Consider the following 18,489-nt stretch of genomic DNA (forward strand, 5'->3'; position numbering starts at 1 on the left):
TTAGAGAGAAACGACACAAGGAACTTTAGGGAAAAGAAGATTTTTCGTGTGGCTCTTTCTGGAACTCTGGAAGTGAAGCGTGTTAATCACATATTATATATTATTTGTTTATATATTATATATTCACATATTATTTATATATATAATATTGTATTTTGTTCCTGTTCTTTTTCCCTAATGTTTTATGGTATCAATTTTTTGCGTCCGGCTTCCGGCTGCTTTTTGTATTTGGTATCAAAAGGTCGTTCTGCAGGGTGTGCCAGGAATGATAATTCGGTATCATTTCATCATGCCATGTTTACCCATCAGTGCCGGAACTCCGAAAAGTACGGTATCAATTTCTTTCCCTATAGTTCTTATTGGGTTAGACAACAAGACGCATTAAAATGTATTCTCAAAGTGAGAATGTATTTTAATTTGCGTCATGTTTCCGCTTCTGCAATGCTTACTAAAGTGGAGTTACCTAAAAGGTAGTGGAACTTTACTAAGGATTGCAGAAGGGATAAAGAAACATACCTTAGAAGGGTGGGTGGGTTTACCGATAGCAAAACTATTGGAGCGTAACAAAGTGAAGCGATTAAGCCTTTTTGGTTCTTTTTTGGCGTTTGAAAAAAGAACTCCCCCCAATGAGGGGGGAAGGAACCTTTAAGCAACCTTTGTATTTTTCTCTTCTTCAACTTCTTCCACATCTAGCCTTATATTTAGATGCTGGGCTATGAATTTACTACCTTTAATAGCATCTGCCAATACAGTAAATAAAAATTTAGGTTCTTCTTTTATTGCTTTGCACCATGATTTTAAATAAGCCGCATTTTCTTCTCTGACGGTTACAGAAATACCCAAATATACACCAGACAAAGCCGATATTAATTCTGCTACAAGTTCTTCACGCCCATAATTGAATTTATCATTTTCATAAAATCCTTTTCGATTTAGTCTATTTTTAACACCTGTACTATGTCCCATTTCATGTAATTCTGTACCATAAAAACTTTCTCCGTCCTTAAATTGGCTCTTTAAAGGTAAAGTAATGCTATCATTTGATATTGAATAAAACGCACTATCACTAGAAACCGTTTGAATAGGACATACCCAATTTTGATTCTTATTCATTTCATCAAGTATTGGATTTACATACATTTCTTTCTCTTCTTGTGGCTGTTCCTCTCCTGAAAATTTAGCCTTTAATATATCCCATCTATTGGGATATTTTTCCGCAAAGTTTGTTTGGTCTAAATTAAAAACTTGGAAATATTTTGTATAAGCTGCTAAACGGTATTCTTTTTGTTCTTCTTCTGATAATTTGTTATATTCATCATATGAAATTTTTTCATTTGTCTGACGATGATAAGCACAAAATAATGTATAATAAACAGGAAAAGCAACAGCACCTTTTAGAACATTAATACCTTCGTTTCGTGCTTGATTGAATGTCAAAAAAACAGGAGTTTGATAATTATATTTTTCACACAAAAAATAAAGTAAAAAAGCGTTTCCACCACTATAAGTACGACCTGTTAAATTTTGTGGTAAAAAGTTCTGTTTAGAGTTGACTTTAGAGAACCAAGGTTTTTGCCAATTCATAGACAAGCTTTCAATTTTTTCAACCATAAGGTTTACAAACTTCTCTGCATTTTTATCAAAAGTAGATTTCATAATTTTGTTTGCTGTTCTTTATACTGGCAGCCAAACCAGCTTTAAAAGTTTATTTATCTCTTTATTTTCAATACTCAAAGATAGTAATTTTCTATAAATGTCGCAAATAATAAGACAATTATTTTTGTTAAAAATAGTTTATAATCGGCTGATTTTTAACGTATTATCTTTTCCCTAAAGTTTTATATATTTTGGGTGAGAGATAAGGTTTTATAAACGGAATATTCCCTTTAGGGAACATGAAGTCTATAAAACCGAATATCCAATGCCTTGCTTTTGTAGGTGCTTCATAGAAGCGGTGAAAAAAGCAAAGCATTGGATATACCTTAGAAGGGTGGGTGGGAAAATGCGTTAGGGATTGCAGCGGAAAGCCCACAGCGTAGCGAGGACTTGCAGCGAAAAGCCCGACCTGAAAGGTAACGCCCTATTTATTTCTTCTATTCATCAATCTTACTTTTTCATAACGTAAATACCTATACAAAGTAGCCTTACTTCCAATGTGTAAAATTCTACATATTTCATCTATAGAATAATCCCGATTTTCATATAAACGCTTTGCTGCTATAGCTTTTCTCTTTGCATCTTCCGATAACCCTATAGGTCGTCCCGTAAGTTTCCCTCGTTCTTTTGCAGCTTGTAATCCAGCCCTAGTTCGTTCTACTATTATTTCACGTTCATATTCAGCCAATGAAGCAAAAATTCCAAATTGACATCTTCCTAAAGCACTATTAGTATCAATACCATCAACTATGCTTTTGAATGCAATTTTTCTTTTCTGCAAACAATCAACTATATAAACTAAATCTTTCAAAGAACGTCCTAATCTATCTAGCTTCCAGATAACAAAAGTATCACCTTCTCGCAAATATGCAAGGGCTTTATCTAATTCGGGTCTATCCTTTACTCCTGATACTTTTTCCTCAAATATAAGTTTGCATCCGGCTTCTTTTAAAGCATCTAGCTGCAAATCTAAATTCTGTTCCCTCGTTGAAACACGAGCGTAGCCTATTATCTCCATTTTATTTAAATCCAAGTTTCATAAATTCAACTATTCGCGAAACTATTTTAAACTAGGGCTTTCCCCCCTGTTATTACCTCTAGTACTATTATAAATCAAAAGTACAGAAAAAGGGTCGATTAATGAAACTTTTAAATTTAAGAATATGAGTTATTCACAATTTATCATGGCTGTATTTGCCATTTATGTAGTTTACTACGCTGCAAACATCCTGTATGATGCTTTCCTAAAGCAAAGCAAAACCAATACAGGTGAAGAAGAAGAAATTATTTCAATAGGAGAGGAAGAAGAAATACCTCACAAAGTTGTAGATGAAGATTTTGAAACAGGCTCATACGAAAAAGAAGATGAAAAAAAAGAATCTGAACAGAATTATGTATCTGTAAATGAATCTATTGAAATGGAAGTTGAAACACAAGGTATTCCAATGGAACAACTTCTTGCTAAAGGGAAAAGCATGTTTTCACACGTAAATTTTAACAAATAAACAACTAATTTTTATTCAAATGAAAAAGTTTTTTTCAAAAATTGCTCAAAGAGCATTCGCTTTAGCCATTAGCATAATGGTAGTAACTAACACTTTTGCACAAGGTGCTGCGGGAATTGATGCAGCTAGTTCTGAACTTGCAACCTACATGGACCCCCTAGGAAACATGATGATGATACTAGGAGGTCTAGTAGGATTAGTTGGAGCAGTGCGAGTTTATTTAAAATGGAACTCTGGTGACCAAGATGTACAAAAGGCTGTTATGGGCTGGATGGGGTCATGTATCTTTCTGGTTGTATCAGGTGTTGTCGTAAAAGCATTCTTCGGAATCTAATATGTCGAAAGAGTATCCAAGTTACAATGTATATAAGGGGCTACAAAAGCCCCTTATTTTCAAAGGATTTAAAGGCAAGTTCATATATATCGGTGGAGCTTGTATTATTAGTGCTTTACTTTTATGTGCTATTGTTTCTACTCTGGCTTCTTTTATGTGGGGAGGTATAACTCTTGTAATAGTTATGTTTGGAGGGTTAGGAATAACATCGCAATTACAAAGAAAAGGGCTTCACAGGAAAGATAAACGAAAAGGCATATATATAGTATCACGCACTTTTATAAGAGATAGAAAAAAATAAAGCTTATGAAAAAGAAAAGTGAATTTGAAGCTCCTTATATTGGTATTGAAACAATAGACAATACTCCTATATTCTATAACCGAAGGGGCGACTATTCTGTTATCATTAAATGTGAAAATCCTATAATACAGTATTCAGCAGATATGGATGCTTACTATGATTTTCACCACTTATTTACTAATATCCTCAAAGTATTAGGAACTGGATATACAATACAAAAACAGGATATTCTATGTAAAAAATCATTTTTACCACCCCAGAATAGGAAGAACGACTATTTATCAAATCGTTATTTTGAACATTTTAAAGGACGAATATATACTGATATTTCTACTTATCTTGTTATTACAGGAGAAGTAGAAAGGTCTAAATTCTTTTCTTTTGACCCTCGAAGGTTTGATACTTTTATTAGAAACATCACAAAAGTATTAGGACTATTCGCTAACAGAGGAATAAGAGCTAAACTATTAAATGAAAATGAAATAGAAATATATATAAAAAGATTTCTATCTATCAATTTCAATCAGCAAACAGTAAGCCTAAAAAATATCAAAGCAAGAGAAGAAAATCTTATAATTGGAGAAAAAAACGTACAGTGCATTTCTCTTGTAGATATTGACGAAGTTAATTTTCCTTCTGTTATAAAACCATATAAAGAGGTCAATATTGGGCTAAGGTTTCCTGTTGACTTACTCTCTTTTTTGCATGATACACCAGGTATAGACACAATTATCTATAATCAAGTAATAAATATTCCAGACCAACGAAACGAAGCAAACAAATTAGAAGGCAAAAAGAAAAAACATAAAGGAATGCCTGACCCTGCAAATGATTTATGTGTAGAAGACATAGAACGAGTGCAGTCGGATATTGCCAGAGAAGGGCAAATGCTTGTATATGCACATTATAATATAATTCTTGCTGGTCTTGATGATATTAGTAAGGCTATCAACTATGTTGAAACATCTCTTTTTGATTGTGGCATTATTATTAATAAACAATGCTTCAACCAATTAGAATTATTCGAATGTGCACTGCCAGGAAACGCAATCAACCTAAACAGTTATGACAAATTTCTAACAACTTCCGATGCTGCAATTTGTCTTTTGTTCAAGGAAAAATTACAAGTAACAGAAAACAGCCCTTTTCTTACTTATTTTACAGACAGACAAGGATTGCCTGTTGGAATAGATATGTCCGGGAAAGAAGGTGAGAAAAAATATACAAATAACTCCAACTTCTTTGTTTTAGGTCCAAGTGGTTCTGGTAAGTCTTTCTATGTCAACTCCAAAGTAAGACAATGGGTTTTAGATAACACTGATATTGTATTGGTAGATACAGGGCATAGTTATTCAGGAATGTGCGAATACTATCATGGCAAATACATTACTTATTCTGAAAGCAAGCCTATATCTATGAATCCTTTCCGAATTACTGAAGAAGAGTATAATGTAGAAAAGAAAAACTTTCTTAAATCATTAATTTTCCTGATATGGAAAGGTGCAAATGGTGAGGTCAAAAAGCAAGAAGAAGAAATTATGGATATTACCATAGAAAAATACTATTCTTTCTACTTTCATCCCTTTAATGGTTATTCAGATGCGGAAAAAGAAGCCATACGTGAAAATTTACTACTCGAATTTCAAGTCAATGAAGAAGAATTTGAAAACGAAAGGGAAAAAGAAGAACGCAAGATACTTTCCGAAAAAATAGAGAAATTACAGCAACTAGTAGAAAAAGGAGAAGGCGGAGAAAAAACCAACGCAGAAAAAGCGATACAAAACATTCTCATCGAAAAAGGCTTTACACGCCAAGAGCTTGATAATCCTGAAACTAGATTACTTTCTATAATAGAAAGACGAATCCAGAAGAAGGAAGATATATTGAAAGAAATAAAAGTTGAAAGCTTATCTTTTAACTCTTTCTACGAATTTTCCCTACGCATTATACCTATCATTTGCAAAGAGAACAAAATTGATTTTGATATTACTAACTATAAGTTTCTATTAAAAAAATTCTATAAAGGAGGACAGTTAGAAAAAACTCTTAATGAGGATTTTGACACTTCCCTTTTTGAAGAACCCTTTATAGTTTTTGAAATTGATGCAATTAAAGATGACCCTGAATTATTTCCAATAGTAACCTTAATTATTATGGACGTTTTTATTCAAAAAATGAGATTAAAAAAGAACAGAAAGGCATTAATAATTGAAGAAGCATGGAAAGCCATAGCTAGCCCTATGATGGCTGGCTATATACTCTATTTGTATAAAACAGTTCGTAAATTTTGGGGTATGGCAATGGTTGTTACTCAAGAACTGGAGGACATAATTAGTAATCCTGTAGTCAAAAACTCTATAATCAGCAACTCCGATATTATATGCCTATTAGACCAAAGTAAATTTATAGACAAATATCAAGAAATAGCAAATCTTTTATCCCTAACGGAAGTAAATCAAAAGCAAATATTTACCATAAATCAACTTCCCAATAAAGAAAACCGTAATCGGTTTAATGAAGTATTTATAAAAAGAGGAAATTATGGAAATGTATTTGGAGTAGAGGTTTCTCTACACGAATATTTCACATTTACTACAGAACGAATTGAAAAAGATGCTGTTGGATATTATCATATCATTTATGGTAGTTTCCAAACAGGATTGGATAATTTTATAATAGACCTAAAATCTTCCAAATTAAAAAATATGGATTGGGTTTTACAAGTCAATAAGGTACTAGGGTATCACTCCGATGATGGAAGCCTAAAAGATATACTTAACATCATAGGGGAACAACCATTATATAAGTATATCCTAGATAAATACAAATGGATTACAAACCGTTAAAGATAATATCATGAAGAAAATCCTATTTATTTTAGTGGTAGCATCTACTTTAACCCAAGTTGCATATTCGCAAAAGGCAGTCTTGGATATAACCTGTATGGAAACACTTATAGCTAATCATAAGGTGCAACATACTTCTTTCTCTAAAGTGAAAGAGAATGAAGCTCAAATAAGCCTTATACAAAAACAAATCAGTGAAAAAATGGTTCAGATTGAATTTTTCCAAAGCAAATTTTATAATAGCCTAAAATCTGTAGAAGCCATCATAAAAACAGGAAAAGATATTATCTACTGCACTGATATTGCAGCAGATATTGGTAAATATCAAAAACAAATGGTTGAACTTGCTGTAGGTGACCCGGCTTTATTATTGGTGTCAGCAAAAACAGAGCTAGAATTAGTAAATCGCACTGCGGATTTGACACAATACATTTATCAGGTCGCTATTGTCGGGACAGATGTAAACCTTATGGATAATAAGCAAAGAATAGACTTGCTTAAGTATGTTATTAATGAACTAAGAAACATGAGAGGTATAGCATACGCTGTATGCCGACAGATGAAAACAGCAAAAAGAAATGGAGTATTACAAACATTAGCTCCGGGGGTATTTAAATACAAAGATAATCGTTCAAAATTAGTTGATGATTTATTACAGAATTATAAAGTAAAACCTAAAAGATAATATGAAAAGAGTGCTTTTATTTTTTTCCCTAATGTTGATTATTGGTACTTCTAATACCTATTCCCAAATGCCTGTAAAGGATAAAGGGAAATGGAGCGTGCTTAATAATATGGAATTTATGGATAGAGTACGACTACAACCAGAATGGTATCATTACTGGATATGGTATAAAAAGGTTTTGGGTATTAAAATTCCTTTGCCGGGCTTAGGGTTACACGACAAATACGGGAAGGAAGATAGACGTAATTTCCAGTTACAAGAAATTCCCATGATGGCAGCCGTAGAGTACAATAAATCAGAAACAGAAAAAGAAGGGTATAATGTTGATACCATATATAGACAGGAACTCTTCAAATTTGGAGATAAAGAAATTGATTATCAATATACTTTAACTAAAAATCGTAGAAATGATATTCTTAATGATATAAATAAAAAACTTGTCGAATATTCTTCTAATGGCGGTAATAAAGAACATGTTGAAGTTATAACTGATGAAGTTACTAGAATAAAAAAGAACATAGATATAATCCATGATTCACATATGAGTAACTCTAAAAAAAGGGAAGCCTATTTAGATTTTGATAAAGAACTAATAGAGGTTCTTTCATTAATAACAAGATTGAATAATATAAATAAAACAATAATGAGCCATGAATGAGTTAATAGATAAATTCTTATTTGAATTATTTGATGGACTAAGAGATAAAACAACTGTTCTATTCGGAGAATTTATTGCGGATGCACAAGCATTGGCAGCAATCTTTATGTTGTTATATTTTGGAGTAGAAAGCTTCAAAATGATGAGTGGAGATAAAAAATTAGAGATTATCCCGTTATTGCGTCCATTCGCACTGGGATTGGTTCTTATGTTCTGGATTCCCTTTATTAATCTAATCAGTTATCCCGGAGAGTTATTAACAGCACGAAGCAAGGCTATGTTTACGAATCAGATAGAAGAAGTAGAATTACTTTCTCGTAATAGATATGCACTCATTGATAGCGTAGCAGTAGAGTTATTACATACTTCATTAGAAGTTGAAAGAGCCGAAAATGAAGTTAAGGATAAGAAATGGTATGATTTTAGTATAGACTTCTCAGCTATTGGAGACAAGATAGCTGGATTATATGTATATGTAGTCGCTAAGGTTAAAATGATAATGTTTAATATCATTGAATTTATTGTCGTTACTTTTTGGCAAGTATGTACCTATTTTGTCTTTTTCCTACAAATCATATTCACAGGAATATTAGTTATTCTTGGTCCACTAGCTTTTGCATTCTCTGTTTTACCTGCATTTCGGGATGCTTATATACAATGGATAGCTCGTTTTGTCAGTGTTAGTTTATATTCATGTATTGCATATATAGTATTATCAATTTCTTTAGTAGTAATGCAATATGGGATAGAAAGAGAAATTGAAATTTTAGAATATGCGCTTAGAAATGAAGCTGCATTTGTCATGTATGTCGGAATGACCTCTGGAGGTGTCAATAGCTTCCTTCTTACAGCATTACTTGGAGCATTTGCCATGCTTACAATACCTTTTGTTTCTACATGGATTGTAAGTACAACTGGAGTAGGGCAAGCAGTAGGAGGCATGGTTGGAGGAGCAGCCATCGCAACCAAAGCTGTAGCAGCTCCGGCTACAGGTGGAGCCAGTGCAGCTATGTAAAAAGATTCATTAAATTTTAAATTCACATAATCATGATTATTAAAAACTTAGAAAATAAAATCAAATTAGCCGGAATTTTATCCATTGGCTGTTTTGCAACTAGTATAGTTATTTCAGGTATGGTACTAGCCTTTTGTTTCTCTTTAGTAAAAGCTGAAAGAAAAAAAATATATGTTTTGGATAATGATGTCCCTGTACTAGTAAAACAAACTGGTACAGAAGTCAACTTGGAAGTCGAATGTAAGAGCCACATAAATCTATTCCACACTTTATTTTTCACATTACCACCAGACGATGAATTTATAAAATACAACATGGAAAAAGCCATGTATCTAATTGATGATAGCGGATTAAAACAATATAATAATTTAAAAGAAAAAGGATATTTCAACACCATATTAGCGAGTTCTGCAACAGTAACAATTATGACAGATAGTATCAAGGTGGACATGAACAACCTATCTTTTGAGTACTATGGCATCCAACGTATAGAGCGAGAAACCTCTATTCTAAAAAGGCAACTTGTAACTACAGGGAAATTAAGACAAATTCCACGTACTGAAAATAATCCTCATGGACTTATTATCACAGATTGGAAAACGATACTAAACAAAGACCTAGATTATAAAGTAAAAAAGAATTTCTAATGAAACTGTTTAAACATAAAAAGAATGATAGAAAAGAAAGTATCAAGACTAAAGCCGAGCAAGCTACAGTTGTTCTTCTTACTAAAATATTTCAAAAGTTCGGAGTTAATAACGCTTGTGAACGCTTATTGGCGTGGGCTGATATACACCGTAAAGCTATGTTTGGAATTACGATTTCATTCCTTTCTTTCGTCACAATTCTATCATTAGTAATGCGTCCAGAAAGAAAGCCAATGCAAGTTTTCAACGAAGAAAAAAGCAAAGTACAAATTAACATTGATAGTACCCTACAAAAAAAACAAGTAGGAGTTCACGACTTGTTAGAAGTGATTAAAATGCAAAATGAAATTAATGAGCTAAGAAAAAATGGGAAATTAACTCCAGAAGACACTATACGAATAAAAAATTTATACAATAAATTAAATAAATAGCGTATGAAACAGATTGATATTAAAAAGCCTAAGTACATCATTCCGATACTCATCCTACCTTTTATTCTAGGGATAGGATGGCTAGTTAAGGATATGATAAACTCTGCCCCAGCAGAAGAAACTACATTAGTAGAAACGGAAGAATTAAATCTTGATATTCCTGATGCTAATTTAGAAAAAAGAGAGATAAAAAGTAAATTTGAATCACTCAAAGGAGCTTTCAATAAATCTTCTGATTATTCATCAATACAAACCATAGATAAAGAAGAAGAAGTTAGCGAAATTGAAAGTTCTGGTTCTCTTTACTCCAATGATGAAATAAGGCAAATTGACAGTTTAAATCAAGCTTCTAGAATCCGAGAAAAGGAATTGGAACAACAAATAAAAGGATTTCCTACTATAGATGAATCAAGTCAAACAGAAACTAGGAAAGCTCCTGAAAAATCCAAGATGCAAGAAGAAATGGAGCTTTTTAAAATGCAAATGGCTTATATAGATTCATTACAAAATCCACGTCCTAGAACACCTCAAAAAAAACAAGATGAAAAGCCAAAAGAAAAGGCTATAGAAGTTGTAAAAGCGAAAAATCCCGCAGAAGTATATTTTAATACTGTAGGGAAAGAACAAAAAACTTCACTAATCACAGCTATATTAGATGAAACTTTAAAAGTAACAGATGGTAGCCGAGTACGCATACGGCTTCTAGATGATATAATGATTAATGACGCTCTTTTAACTAAAGGCACTTACCTATATGGGAATGTATCTGGCTTTAAAGCTCAAAGAGTACACATTAATATTTCCTCTATAATGGTTGATGGCAGACAAATGAAAGTAGATTTATCTGTATATGATAATGACGGACAAGAAGGTTTCTTTGTTCCTTCATCAGCTTTTAGAGATTTGAGTAAAGATGTTGGAGCGCAAATAGGAAGCCAAACTATACAAATGAACAGCCAATCAGAAGGAGTAGAACAATTCGCTTTAGGTGCTTTACAAGATGCTTACCGTAGTACAACCCAAGCTCTTTCCAAAAACATCAAAAAAAACAAAGCCAAATTAAAATATAACACACAAGTTTTTTTAGTAAACAACAAAGATAAAGAACAATAATATGAGAAAGATTTTTATTGCATTATGCACAATGGTTTCTGTTATTACAGGAAATGCACAGAACACCCCTATTGGAGAAAACATCGAGCTTGCAGGTGAAAACCCAGAAGAACTAAAGGTTATATACGTCAACAAAGATGTTTCAACGCATTTTATAGCTATGGAAGATATAAAATATGTTGATATATCAGTCAATGATATTGTTGGCGATATTCCTACTGGTAACTCTCTTAGAATAAAGCCCACAAAAGAAGGAGCTAGTGGAGTTATCACCATTGTTACAGAAAGATTTTTCGTACAATATATGCTAGTATATAGTAGCGATTTAGCAAAAGCATACACTCGCTTTAATATCCCTTATGCTGATTTACGTAGCTATATGAATCCAGAAGTGAACTTAACCAAAGCACAAATGTATGATTACGCACATAGAATGTTTATTTCAAAAAATAAATTCTATGATGTTTCCAGTAAAAGTAACCTAATGAAAATTGTACTAAACAATATCTACACATTAGATAAGTATTTCTTTATTGATATTTCTATGATTAATAAAACAAAAATACGATATGATATAGACCAAATACGCTTCAAAATAGAAGATAAAAAACAAACAAAGGCTACTAATTTTCAATCTATAGAAATACTTCCATTGATGCAAGTTAATAAGAATCTTGTTTTCAAGAAGAACTATCGAAATATTTTTGTCTTTGAAAAATTTACTTTCCCAGACGAAAAAGTTCTTACCATAGAAATATCTGAAAAACAGATTTCAGGACGTACTATAACATTAAGAATTGATTATGCAGACATTCTTCATGCAGATGCTTTTACTGAATAAAATTTTACGATTATGAAAAGAATAGCATTTCTTGTTATCACCTTATTTTTTTCCCTAAAGTCAATGGCTGGTGATGGTGATAAGTTTTTTAATATTTCAGGAGGTTGGCAATGGAAAAATACCGTCAATGCAGTTGTAGGGCTGGAGTTTGAAGGTAAATATCACAATGCTTATGAACTATATATTGATTTAGCTACAGCATATGATAAATGCCCGGTATGTAATAAGGTATGCTCTGATAGTTTCTGGAGCTATAAAACATTCGGCATAGGTGCAGCATATAAACCTACAATCTCACGAGGCAAAAACAGTAATTTAAGATGGCGGTTTGGAGCAGATTTAGGAGCTAACAGAAAAGGGTTTCAGGCTTCCATTGATATAGGTTTAGAATATAGCTATTCATTTAGAAATGGAATGCAAGTCTTTGTAATGCAAAAAAATGATTTTGTCTTTTGGACACGTGACCATTTCCGAAATGGATTATTAGTAGGTGTCAAATTTCCAATAAATAATTAAGTATGAAAAAAATATATATAATTCTATTATCCATTATAGGGGTAATATCATCATGTACAAAACACGAAGATATTATAGACACATCATTACAGCCGGGTAGTATCTTATGTAGTGATGGAAGTATAGTGCATCCCTCACTTTTTTCACCCAATGAAAAAGAAGCCATTGGAGTTGTATTTTGGTGTAATGATGGGAATAATCCTGATATAAAAGAAACCGCTTATGCCGTTTCATTAGAAGATTTAGAAGAAAATCCTTTAATAGATACAGACGAGGATATAGCTAATGTTTCGGAAGATGAAAACAGCTTTGATGGAGCAGCTAATACTGCCGCAATAATGAACTTTGCTATAAAAGATAGTTTAGCTTATCCAGCAGCTCAAAAAGCTATAGAATACGCACCAAAAGGTGTTACAGGTTGGTTTATTGGCTCTATCGCACAAAACAAAGCAATCTCTAATAATCTTGAAAAGGTATATTCTTCTTTCTCAATCATTGGAGGAACGCACTTTGATGGTTGGTACTGGAGTTCTACAGAAGATGGAGCAGGAAAAGATACTCCTAAAGTGTTTGCACTAATTTCTTCATTAACAAAAGGAAGAGCAACCAGTACAAGCAAAAGAAATTCATTTAAAATCAGACCTATTATAGCAATAAGATAATCATGAAAAAGAAAATAATTATACTAGCAGCCTTCGTTGTTACATTTTTTACCGCATGTACTTCAACGCATATGATAACTTTCAGTAACGCTGAACTAAGCGACAAAGAAAAAGACATGATAGAAAATAATAGTAACTATTCAACCGCTTCAATAGTTGGTGGAAGTGCAAAATTAGTTAAAGAGGAAAGAGATAAAGCTATCCAAGAAAAGATAGAAGCTAGAAGAAATAAACTAAAAGCTATTGATGGCTTATCAATCTCCAGCTATAAAGATAAAAATGGAAAAGAACAGTTTAAAGCAACAGCTCAAAGTGAAATCCTATTCAAATTTGATTCATATGAATTAAATGAAGAAGCTCAAAAAATGCTTTCTGACTTATGTAATATCATTAGTGAAATACCCAATACTAAGATTAAAATAATTGGGCATACTGACAATATAGGAGAAAAACAATACAATATCATACTTTCTAAAAATAGAGCAGCAGCAGTAGGAAATTACCTTAGAACCGCTGGTATAGAAACAAACAACATAACAGAAGATGGAAAAGGATATAGCGAACCCATTGCAGACAATACAAGTGAAGCTGGACGTGCTAAAAATAGGAGAGTAGAAATATTTATCACAAATGATGAATATTAAAAAGAGAGATTTCTATTAACAAAGACCGGGAGGTAAAACTCTCGGTCTTTGTTTTATAGTCTGGAAAGAAATTGATACCGTACTTTTCGGAGTTCCGGCACTGATGGGCAAACATGGCATGATGAAATGATACCGAATTATCATTCCTGGCACACCCTGCAGAACGACCTTTTGATACCAAATACAAAAAGCTGCCGGAAGCCGGACACAAAACATTAGGGAAAAAGAACAAAGAGAAAACACTATATATAAATAATATATGAATATATAATATATGAACCTATAAACATATAATATATGATTAATATACTCCACTTCCAGAAAGAGCAACACGAAGAATCTTCTTTTCCCTAAAGTTCTTTGTGTCGTTTCTCTCTATATCTGAATACAGAAAAACGGCTGCATCATAAAAGAAACGATACCGACACCATTCAGGAACTATCGCCCATCAGCAAAAGGATTGCATCTAATTGATACCTTTTCTGCCTGCACTGGAGAGAAACCGGGAAGGTATTTGATACCGTACTTTTCCGGGTTCTGCCCGGCATGGACGATAAGAGAACATTATTATGATACCAAAAACTTTAGGGAAAAATAAAACTTCGGCAGTCTATAAACCTAAAACCATTTTTAACAAAAATAATTGTCCTATTATTTGCGACATTTATAGAAAATTACTATCTTTGAGTATTGAAAATAAAGAGATAAATAAACTTTTAAAGCTGGTTTGGCTGCCAGTATAAAGAACAGCAAACAAAATCATGAATATCTTAAGATTTCTTTTAAGTAGCTTTTTATGGGCTATGGGTGGAATTTTTGTATTAGCAATCTATGCGTATAGTGAACTAGTCTATTTGATTTTTATTTGCATTGCAATAGTAGGATTAACCATCTACTACAGAAAATCCATAATAAAAATGTACGCAGAAATCTTTAATGAGTTAGGAATCAATAAGTATGTTATACAAATTAAAAATCTAAAGAAATACAAAGAACCTATTTACAAACTAATCAATACAATAGGTCTATGATGATTGTTTTTTCTCTATCTTTGCTAAAGACATCAGCAAGATAGCTATATAAAATTAGAAAATAAATAGTTATGGAAACTAATCAAACATATCAAAATGAACTTGGTTCGGCTATGCTCCCATTTGTTATGAGAGAATTGGTTGATACAGTCATGAAAAGAAAAACGCTACCTTTAGAAGATGCGTTATACTATATATATTCTTCCAATTTGTACAAGGCATTATTGGACGAGAACACAAAACTATGGTATTCAAGTACATTATCACTTTATGAAGCATTAGAAAAAGAGAAAACAGAACAGAAGAAAGTACAAAAGGACAATCCAAAGATATTGCTTTTTCAAATGTTTTGTGCTGAAAATTACAGGGAAACTAAAAATATAAGTGCTAAAGAAACTCTTTTGCTGTTTTCCAATCATGGCGTTTTTGAATTTCTATATGAAAATTTTGAAATGCTGCACACACAAGATACAGAGTATATATTAGATACTATAATAACTTATATCAATAAAAAGGCATGAAACTATATCACGGCTCAACAGTTACCGTCAAATCCCCTAATATACAGAAAGGGCGTAAAGCTACTGACTTTGGAAAAGGATTCTATACGACAACTAATTTTGAACAGGCTAAGAAGTGGGCAATACTCAAAAGAAATCGGGAACATGGTAAAAAAGCGGTCGTTTCAGTTTATGAAGTCCCCGATAATATTCTTGATAGAGAGTTTTCAGTCCTTCGATTTGATGGGGCTACAAAAGAGTGGCTGGAGTTTGTAGTTAATAACCGCAGAGGAAAAGGAAAAAACAGCTATGATTTAATAATGGGACCCGTTGCCAATGACCAGTTATATGCAACAATCCGGCTTTATGAACAAGGTGTTGTTACGGCTGATGCAGCGATTGAAATGCTAAAGACCCATAAGCTTTTTAACCAACTTTCATTTCATACAGTGAAAGTTATTCCATTATTAAAATTCACAGAATCTATTGAAGTATAAATCATAAAACTATAATGAACCATGAATAAAGAAATGAGCTTGGATGTTGCGCTCGACATTATCGGGACACTCCGCATGATGAAGATAGATGAAATATCAGAAGAGAAGGATGAAAACAGAAAAAAAATACTGCAAAAAGAACTTTCTGTTCTCAACACAGAAGAAAAAATAGCAAATGGATTGTTGCAGTTTGAAGTTTCTGAAAATGTGCGCTTATCAGTCATGGATAAGATACAAAACTATTACGCACCTAAATTGAAAGCATATTATGCAACGCTATGAAGTAGAAGCCATCTTTGAACAAAAAAAAGATGGCTTATTTGAGGACATCAATATATCATCACAAAAGCCTATTGCTATAATCTTAGGTGGACAACCAGCTTGCGGAAAAAGCACTCTTATAAATGTTGCAAAGAAAGACCATCCTAACTTAGATTTTCTCACTGTTAATGGTGACCTTTACAGACAGTTTCACCCCAATAAGGAACTAATAAAAGACCCTATTAAATACCCCATTGAAACCCAGATTTTTTCTAGCGTTTTTACAGAAAGACTAATAGAAGAAGCCATTAAACGGAAATGCAATATTATTATAGAAGGAACTATGAGAAATCCAGATGTACCTTTAAAGACAGCACAAAAATTTAAAGATGCAGGATTTAGAGTTGAAGCATATATTATTGCAGCCCCCAAGGAGTTTACCCAACTAGGACTTTACAACAGGTATCAAGAAGAAGTACTAAGTAAAGGACAAGGACGATTAGCCGATATTGATTCACATAACAAAGCCGTAAATGGACTAATGAAATCTGCAAATCAATTATACAGTGATAAGGCTGTAGATAAGATTTCTATCCACACCTACTTAGCGAAAGAAAGAATTAAAGATTTCAATCTAGTAAATGGTGAATGGAGTTGCAAAAGTATGCCATCTATTTTTATAGATGAAAGTCGTTCAAAACAGATGAAGAATAAAGAAATACTTAACACTAACATTCAAAGAGGAAAAGAGCTTATTGAATCCGTAACGAATCCTGAAGTAAAAAAAGGAATGAAAGAAGCTCTGTCACAACTTCAATCTTCACTAGAAAAAGTTCAAAGACAAGAAAAAGGATTAAAAAAAGGTTTCTTCTGATTCTTCCAAAAAGAGAGGACTGGCTTTTCCAATCCTCTTTTTCTATTTATTTGCGTCTTAACTCATTATCTATTTGCTGTGAAATTTGTCCTTTAACGGTTCTGATTACCTCATTAATATAATCAAGAATTGGCTTAGGGTCTATAGTTTTATCTTTGTATTCCATTTGAAAATGTAAGTGTTCTCCTGTGCTGCGCCCGGTACTTCCACTAATGCCTATTGGTTGCCCAGCTTCAACAGCTTGTTTCGCATTTACAAGCACACTGTATAAATGCCCATAGATAGAAGTAAAATCACCATGACGCACTTCTACATAATTGCCCAACCCTTTATTTTTTCCTGTTTTTACAACCATTCCCGGCATTATCGAATAAACATAGTCGTTGTTGCCTTTAAGGTCTATCCCTCTATGATTTGCTATTTTTCCAGTAAATGGGTCTTTTCTTTTACCATAATGGGAAGTTATCACCATTGAATCAATGGGCAAAGATAAATACCTTCTTTGCTTCCAGTATGCAAGTCGTTCTGTAGTCAAAGCATCATTGACGACAACAGCCTTTTCTTTTTCTTCTATCAATTTATTTTCTGTCGTTGCTAATACAGGTTCCGCTTTAGGAATATCCTTTTTCTGTAATACCGTATTAAACTGACAGTAGCCATTCACTGAAAAAAACAATGAATAAGTAAAAAACATGATAAATTTATTCTTCATATTGATATTTTTATTACTTTTGAGCAAAAATATACATTACATGGATAAAAAGCAAGCTATTTTTAATGAAAATGATATTCCATATAAAGAATTAGAACTAATAGGAATATCAAAAAAACAGATATGGTCTTTGGATAAGGCAAATATCACAGCTCTATTATCTGGAAAGAGAACCAGTTTACTAGACCTTTCTTTTCACGATAATAATGGAGAAGAAATAAGTATGAAAGGAAAAATAAGTTTGTACTGGAAAGATAGCAACAATGCTGGCGTTAAAGTTCATCCAGTCAGACCAGAAATAATGAATGATATAAACCTTAAACCAAAGGAGTTAGAACGACTTCAAGATAACGAGATAATAACAAAAACTATTAACAATGAAAAATATCTCGTACAATTAGACCCTGAAACAAACGAATTGCTTAAAACAAAAATCAAAAGTATTTCAATACCTTCAAACATAAAAGGTGTTGAGCTGGATAAGCAACAAAAGGAAACTCTAAAATCAGGTAAGGAATTAATTTTGAATGTTGACAAAGAAAAAATTGCCATAAGATTAGATTTAAATAATCCAAGAGGAATAAAATTCCTAGACTTCGAGCAGAAACAGAAAATAGCTTATGACCGGCATAACCCACAAATTATAGGAACTATTCATACTGATAAAAACAGAAATGAATATATAGAATACATGAAAGGACAAAAAACAACACTTGGAAATGAATCGCAATCTAAAGTAGAACATAAATTCAAATTATAA

22 protein-coding genes are annotated in these 18,489 nt (G+C 32.6%); 19 read left to right on the forward strand and 3 right to left on the reverse strand.

Annotated features, from left to right (window positions below; translation table 11 throughout):
- Positions 1–645 precede the first annotated feature (645 nt).
- Entirely contained in the window at positions 646–1,656 is a 1,011-nt protein-coding gene (locus HMPREF0106_RS10440; RefSeq protein ID WP_005780952.1) for an ArdC family protein, read from the reverse strand.
- Between the two features lie 424 nt (positions 1,657–2,080).
- A complete protein-coding gene (locus HMPREF0106_RS10435; RefSeq protein ID WP_007559111.1) occupies positions 2,081–2,674 on the reverse strand; it encodes a recombinase family protein in 594 nt (197 codons plus the stop codon).
- Positions 2,675–2,819: 145 nt separating this feature from the next.
- Here HMPREF0106_RS10435 and HMPREF0106_RS10430 point away from each other — a divergent pair, with 145 nt between their 5' ends.
- From HMPREF0106_RS10430 to HMPREF0106_RS10340, 18 genes are all read left to right on the forward strand, one after another.
- Entirely contained in the window at positions 2,820–3,161 is a 342-nt protein-coding gene (locus tag HMPREF0106_RS10430) for a hypothetical protein (protein WP_007559113.1), read from the forward strand.
- 19 nt (positions 3,162–3,180) lie between these two features.
- Positions 3,181–3,495: a DUF4134 domain-containing protein gene (locus HMPREF0106_RS10425; RefSeq protein WP_004295370.1), complete on the forward strand. Its 315-nt coding sequence runs from the start codon at positions 3,181–3,183 to the stop codon at positions 3,493–3,495.
- A gap of 1 nt (position 3,496) precedes the next feature.
- Positions 3,497–3,796 (forward strand): hypothetical protein, encoded by a 300-nt coding sequence (locus HMPREF0106_RS10420; protein ID WP_004295371.1) that lies wholly within the window; start codon positions 3,497–3,499, stop codon positions 3,794–3,796.
- A 5-nt stretch (positions 3,797–3,801) separates the two neighbouring features.
- The gene (locus HMPREF0106_RS10415) at positions 3,802–6,642 is read left to right on the forward strand and encodes a hypothetical protein (RefSeq protein WP_007660146.1); all 2,841 of its coding nucleotides are present in this window, start codon (positions 3,802–3,804) and stop codon (positions 6,640–6,642) included.
- A 10-nt stretch (positions 6,643–6,652) separates the two neighbouring features.
- Positions 6,653–7,327: a hypothetical protein gene (locus tag HMPREF0106_RS10410; protein WP_004295374.1), complete on the forward strand. Its 675-nt coding sequence runs from the start codon at positions 6,653–6,655 to the stop codon at positions 7,325–7,327.
- 1 nt (position 7,328) lies between these two features.
- A complete protein-coding gene (locus HMPREF0106_RS10405) occupies positions 7,329–7,985 on the forward strand; it encodes a hypothetical protein (RefSeq protein WP_007559119.1) in 657 nt (218 codons plus the stop codon).
- Complete coding sequence (locus tag HMPREF0106_RS10400; RefSeq protein ID WP_007559121.1) at positions 7,978–9,000, forward strand: plasmid transfer protein; 1,023 nt, start codon at positions 7,978–7,980, stop codon at positions 8,998–9,000. The genes HMPREF0106_RS10405 and HMPREF0106_RS10400 overlap by 8 nt, the downstream gene beginning before the upstream one ends.
- Positions 9,001–9,032: 32 nt before the next feature.
- Positions 9,033–9,647: a conjugative transposon protein TraK gene (gene traK, locus HMPREF0106_RS10395; RefSeq protein ID WP_005647312.1), complete on the forward strand. Its 615-nt coding sequence runs from the start codon at positions 9,033–9,035 to the stop codon at positions 9,645–9,647.
- Entirely contained in the window at positions 9,647–10,078 is a 432-nt protein-coding gene (locus tag HMPREF0106_RS10390; RefSeq protein WP_007559125.1) for a hypothetical protein, read from the forward strand. The genes traK and HMPREF0106_RS10390 overlap by 1 nt, the downstream gene beginning before the upstream one ends.
- A gap of 3 nt (positions 10,079–10,081) precedes the next feature.
- Complete coding sequence (gene traM, locus HMPREF0106_RS10385) at positions 10,082–11,191, forward strand: conjugative transposon protein TraM (RefSeq protein ID WP_007559128.1); 1,110 nt, start codon at positions 10,082–10,084, stop codon at positions 11,189–11,191.
- 1 nt (position 11,192) lies between these two features.
- Entirely contained in the window at positions 11,193–12,032 is an 840-nt protein-coding gene (gene traN, locus HMPREF0106_RS10380; RefSeq protein WP_004295380.1) for a conjugative transposon protein TraN, read from the forward strand.
- A 12-nt stretch (positions 12,033–12,044) separates the two neighbouring features.
- Positions 12,045–12,548: a hypothetical protein gene (locus HMPREF0106_RS10375; protein ID WP_007559132.1), complete on the forward strand. Its 504-nt coding sequence runs from the start codon at positions 12,045–12,047 to the stop codon at positions 12,546–12,548.
- Positions 12,549–12,550: 2 nt separating this feature from the next.
- A complete protein-coding gene (locus HMPREF0106_RS10370) occupies positions 12,551–13,210 on the forward strand; it encodes a hypothetical protein (RefSeq protein ID WP_007559134.1) in 660 nt (219 codons plus the stop codon).
- A 2-nt stretch (positions 13,211–13,212) separates the two neighbouring features.
- On the forward strand, positions 13,213–13,854 hold the full coding sequence (locus tag HMPREF0106_RS10365) for an OmpA family protein (protein WP_007559135.1): 642 nt from the start codon (positions 13,213–13,215) through the stop codon (positions 13,852–13,854).
- Between the two features lie 1,102 nt (positions 13,855–14,956).
- Entirely contained in the window at positions 14,957–15,406 is a 450-nt protein-coding gene (locus tag HMPREF0106_RS10355) for a DUF3791 domain-containing protein (protein WP_004295329.1), read from the forward strand.
- Positions 15,403–15,882, forward strand: a complete 480-nt coding sequence (locus HMPREF0106_RS10350; RefSeq protein WP_005647329.1) for a DUF3990 domain-containing protein — start codon at positions 15,403–15,405, stop codon at positions 15,880–15,882. Before HMPREF0106_RS10355 ends, HMPREF0106_RS10350 begins: the two co-directional genes overlap by 4 nt.
- Before the next feature lie 21 nt (positions 15,883–15,903).
- Positions 15,904–16,164, forward strand: a complete 261-nt coding sequence (locus tag HMPREF0106_RS10345; protein ID WP_005647331.1) for a hypothetical protein — start codon at positions 15,904–15,906, stop codon at positions 16,162–16,164.
- On the forward strand, positions 16,151–17,017 hold the full coding sequence (locus HMPREF0106_RS10340; protein WP_007559145.1) for a zeta toxin family protein: 867 nt from the start codon (positions 16,151–16,153) through the stop codon (positions 17,015–17,017). Before HMPREF0106_RS10345 ends, HMPREF0106_RS10340 begins: the two co-directional genes overlap by 14 nt.
- A gap of 46 nt (positions 17,018–17,063) precedes the next feature.
- On the opposite strand, the gene HMPREF0106_RS10335 is transcribed toward HMPREF0106_RS10340, so the two are convergent.
- Positions 17,064–17,729, reverse strand: a complete 666-nt coding sequence (locus HMPREF0106_RS10335; RefSeq protein ID WP_007559149.1) for a M23 family metallopeptidase — start codon at positions 17,727–17,729, stop codon at positions 17,064–17,066.
- 40 nt (positions 17,730–17,769) lie between these two features.
- Between HMPREF0106_RS10335 and HMPREF0106_RS10330 the strand changes: the two genes are divergently transcribed.
- Positions 17,770–18,489, forward strand: coding sequence for a DUF4099 domain-containing protein (locus HMPREF0106_RS10330; protein ID WP_029425721.1), 720 nt, complete (start codon positions 17,770–17,772; stop codon positions 18,487–18,489).

This window comes from Bacteroides sp. D22 (assembly GCF_000163675.1).
In the GTDB taxonomy this organism is placed as follows: domain Bacteria; phylum Bacteroidota; class Bacteroidia; order Bacteroidales; family Bacteroidaceae; genus Bacteroides; species Bacteroides xylanisolvens.

What these genes read in the sequence shown, in the direction of transcription:
- HMPREF0106_RS10440 (WP_005780952.1), bottom strand. Translation starts at nt 1,656, where the DNA reads ATGAAATCTACTTTTGATAAAAATGCAGAGAAGTTTGTAAACCTTATG.
- HMPREF0106_RS10435 (WP_007559111.1), bottom strand. Translation starts at nt 2,674, where the DNA reads ATGGAGATAATAGGCTACGCTCGTGTTTCAACGAGGGAACAGAATTTA.
- HMPREF0106_RS10430 (WP_007559113.1), top strand. Translation starts at nt 2,820, where the DNA reads ATGAGTTATTCACAATTTATCATGGCTGTATTTGCCATTTATGTAGTT.
- HMPREF0106_RS10425 (WP_004295370.1), top strand. Translation starts at nt 3,181, where the DNA reads ATGAAAAAGTTTTTTTCAAAAATTGCTCAAAGAGCATTCGCTTTAGCC.
- HMPREF0106_RS10420 (WP_004295371.1), top strand. Translation starts at nt 3,497, where the DNA reads ATGTCGAAAGAGTATCCAAGTTACAATGTATATAAGGGGCTACAAAAG.
- HMPREF0106_RS10415 (WP_007660146.1), top strand. Translation starts at nt 3,802, where the DNA reads ATGAAAAAGAAAAGTGAATTTGAAGCTCCTTATATTGGTATTGAAACA.
- HMPREF0106_RS10410 (WP_004295374.1), top strand. Translation starts at nt 6,653, where the DNA reads ATGAAGAAAATCCTATTTATTTTAGTGGTAGCATCTACTTTAACCCAA.
- HMPREF0106_RS10405 (WP_007559119.1), top strand. Translation starts at nt 7,329, where the DNA reads ATGAAAAGAGTGCTTTTATTTTTTTCCCTAATGTTGATTATTGGTACT.
- HMPREF0106_RS10400 (WP_007559121.1), top strand. Translation starts at nt 7,978, where the DNA reads ATGAATGAGTTAATAGATAAATTCTTATTTGAATTATTTGATGGACTA.
- traK (WP_005647312.1), top strand. Translation starts at nt 9,033, where the DNA reads ATGATTATTAAAAACTTAGAAAATAAAATCAAATTAGCCGGAATTTTA.
- HMPREF0106_RS10390 (WP_007559125.1), top strand. Translation starts at nt 9,647, where the DNA reads ATGAAACTGTTTAAACATAAAAAGAATGATAGAAAAGAAAGTATCAAG.
- traM (WP_007559128.1), top strand. Translation starts at nt 10,082, where the DNA reads ATGAAACAGATTGATATTAAAAAGCCTAAGTACATCATTCCGATACTC.
- traN (WP_004295380.1), top strand. Translation starts at nt 11,193, where the DNA reads ATGAGAAAGATTTTTATTGCATTATGCACAATGGTTTCTGTTATTACA.
- HMPREF0106_RS10375 (WP_007559132.1), top strand. Translation starts at nt 12,045, where the DNA reads ATGAAAAGAATAGCATTTCTTGTTATCACCTTATTTTTTTCCCTAAAG.
- HMPREF0106_RS10370 (WP_007559134.1), top strand. Translation starts at nt 12,551, where the DNA reads ATGAAAAAAATATATATAATTCTATTATCCATTATAGGGGTAATATCA.
- HMPREF0106_RS10365 (WP_007559135.1), top strand. Translation starts at nt 13,213, where the DNA reads ATGAAAAAGAAAATAATTATACTAGCAGCCTTCGTTGTTACATTTTTT.
- HMPREF0106_RS10355 (WP_004295329.1), top strand. Translation starts at nt 14,957, where the DNA reads ATGGAAACTAATCAAACATATCAAAATGAACTTGGTTCGGCTATGCTC.
- HMPREF0106_RS10350 (WP_005647329.1), top strand. Translation starts at nt 15,403, where the DNA reads ATGAAACTATATCACGGCTCAACAGTTACCGTCAAATCCCCTAATATA.
- HMPREF0106_RS10345 (WP_005647331.1), top strand. Translation starts at nt 15,904, where the DNA reads ATGAATAAAGAAATGAGCTTGGATGTTGCGCTCGACATTATCGGGACA.
- HMPREF0106_RS10340 (WP_007559145.1), top strand. Translation starts at nt 16,151, where the DNA reads ATGCAACGCTATGAAGTAGAAGCCATCTTTGAACAAAAAAAAGATGGC.
- HMPREF0106_RS10335 (WP_007559149.1), bottom strand. Translation starts at nt 17,729, where the DNA reads ATGAAGAATAAATTTATCATGTTTTTTACTTATTCATTGTTTTTTTCA.
- HMPREF0106_RS10330 (WP_029425721.1), top strand. Translation starts at nt 17,770, where the DNA reads ATGGATAAAAAGCAAGCTATTTTTAATGAAAATGATATTCCATATAAA.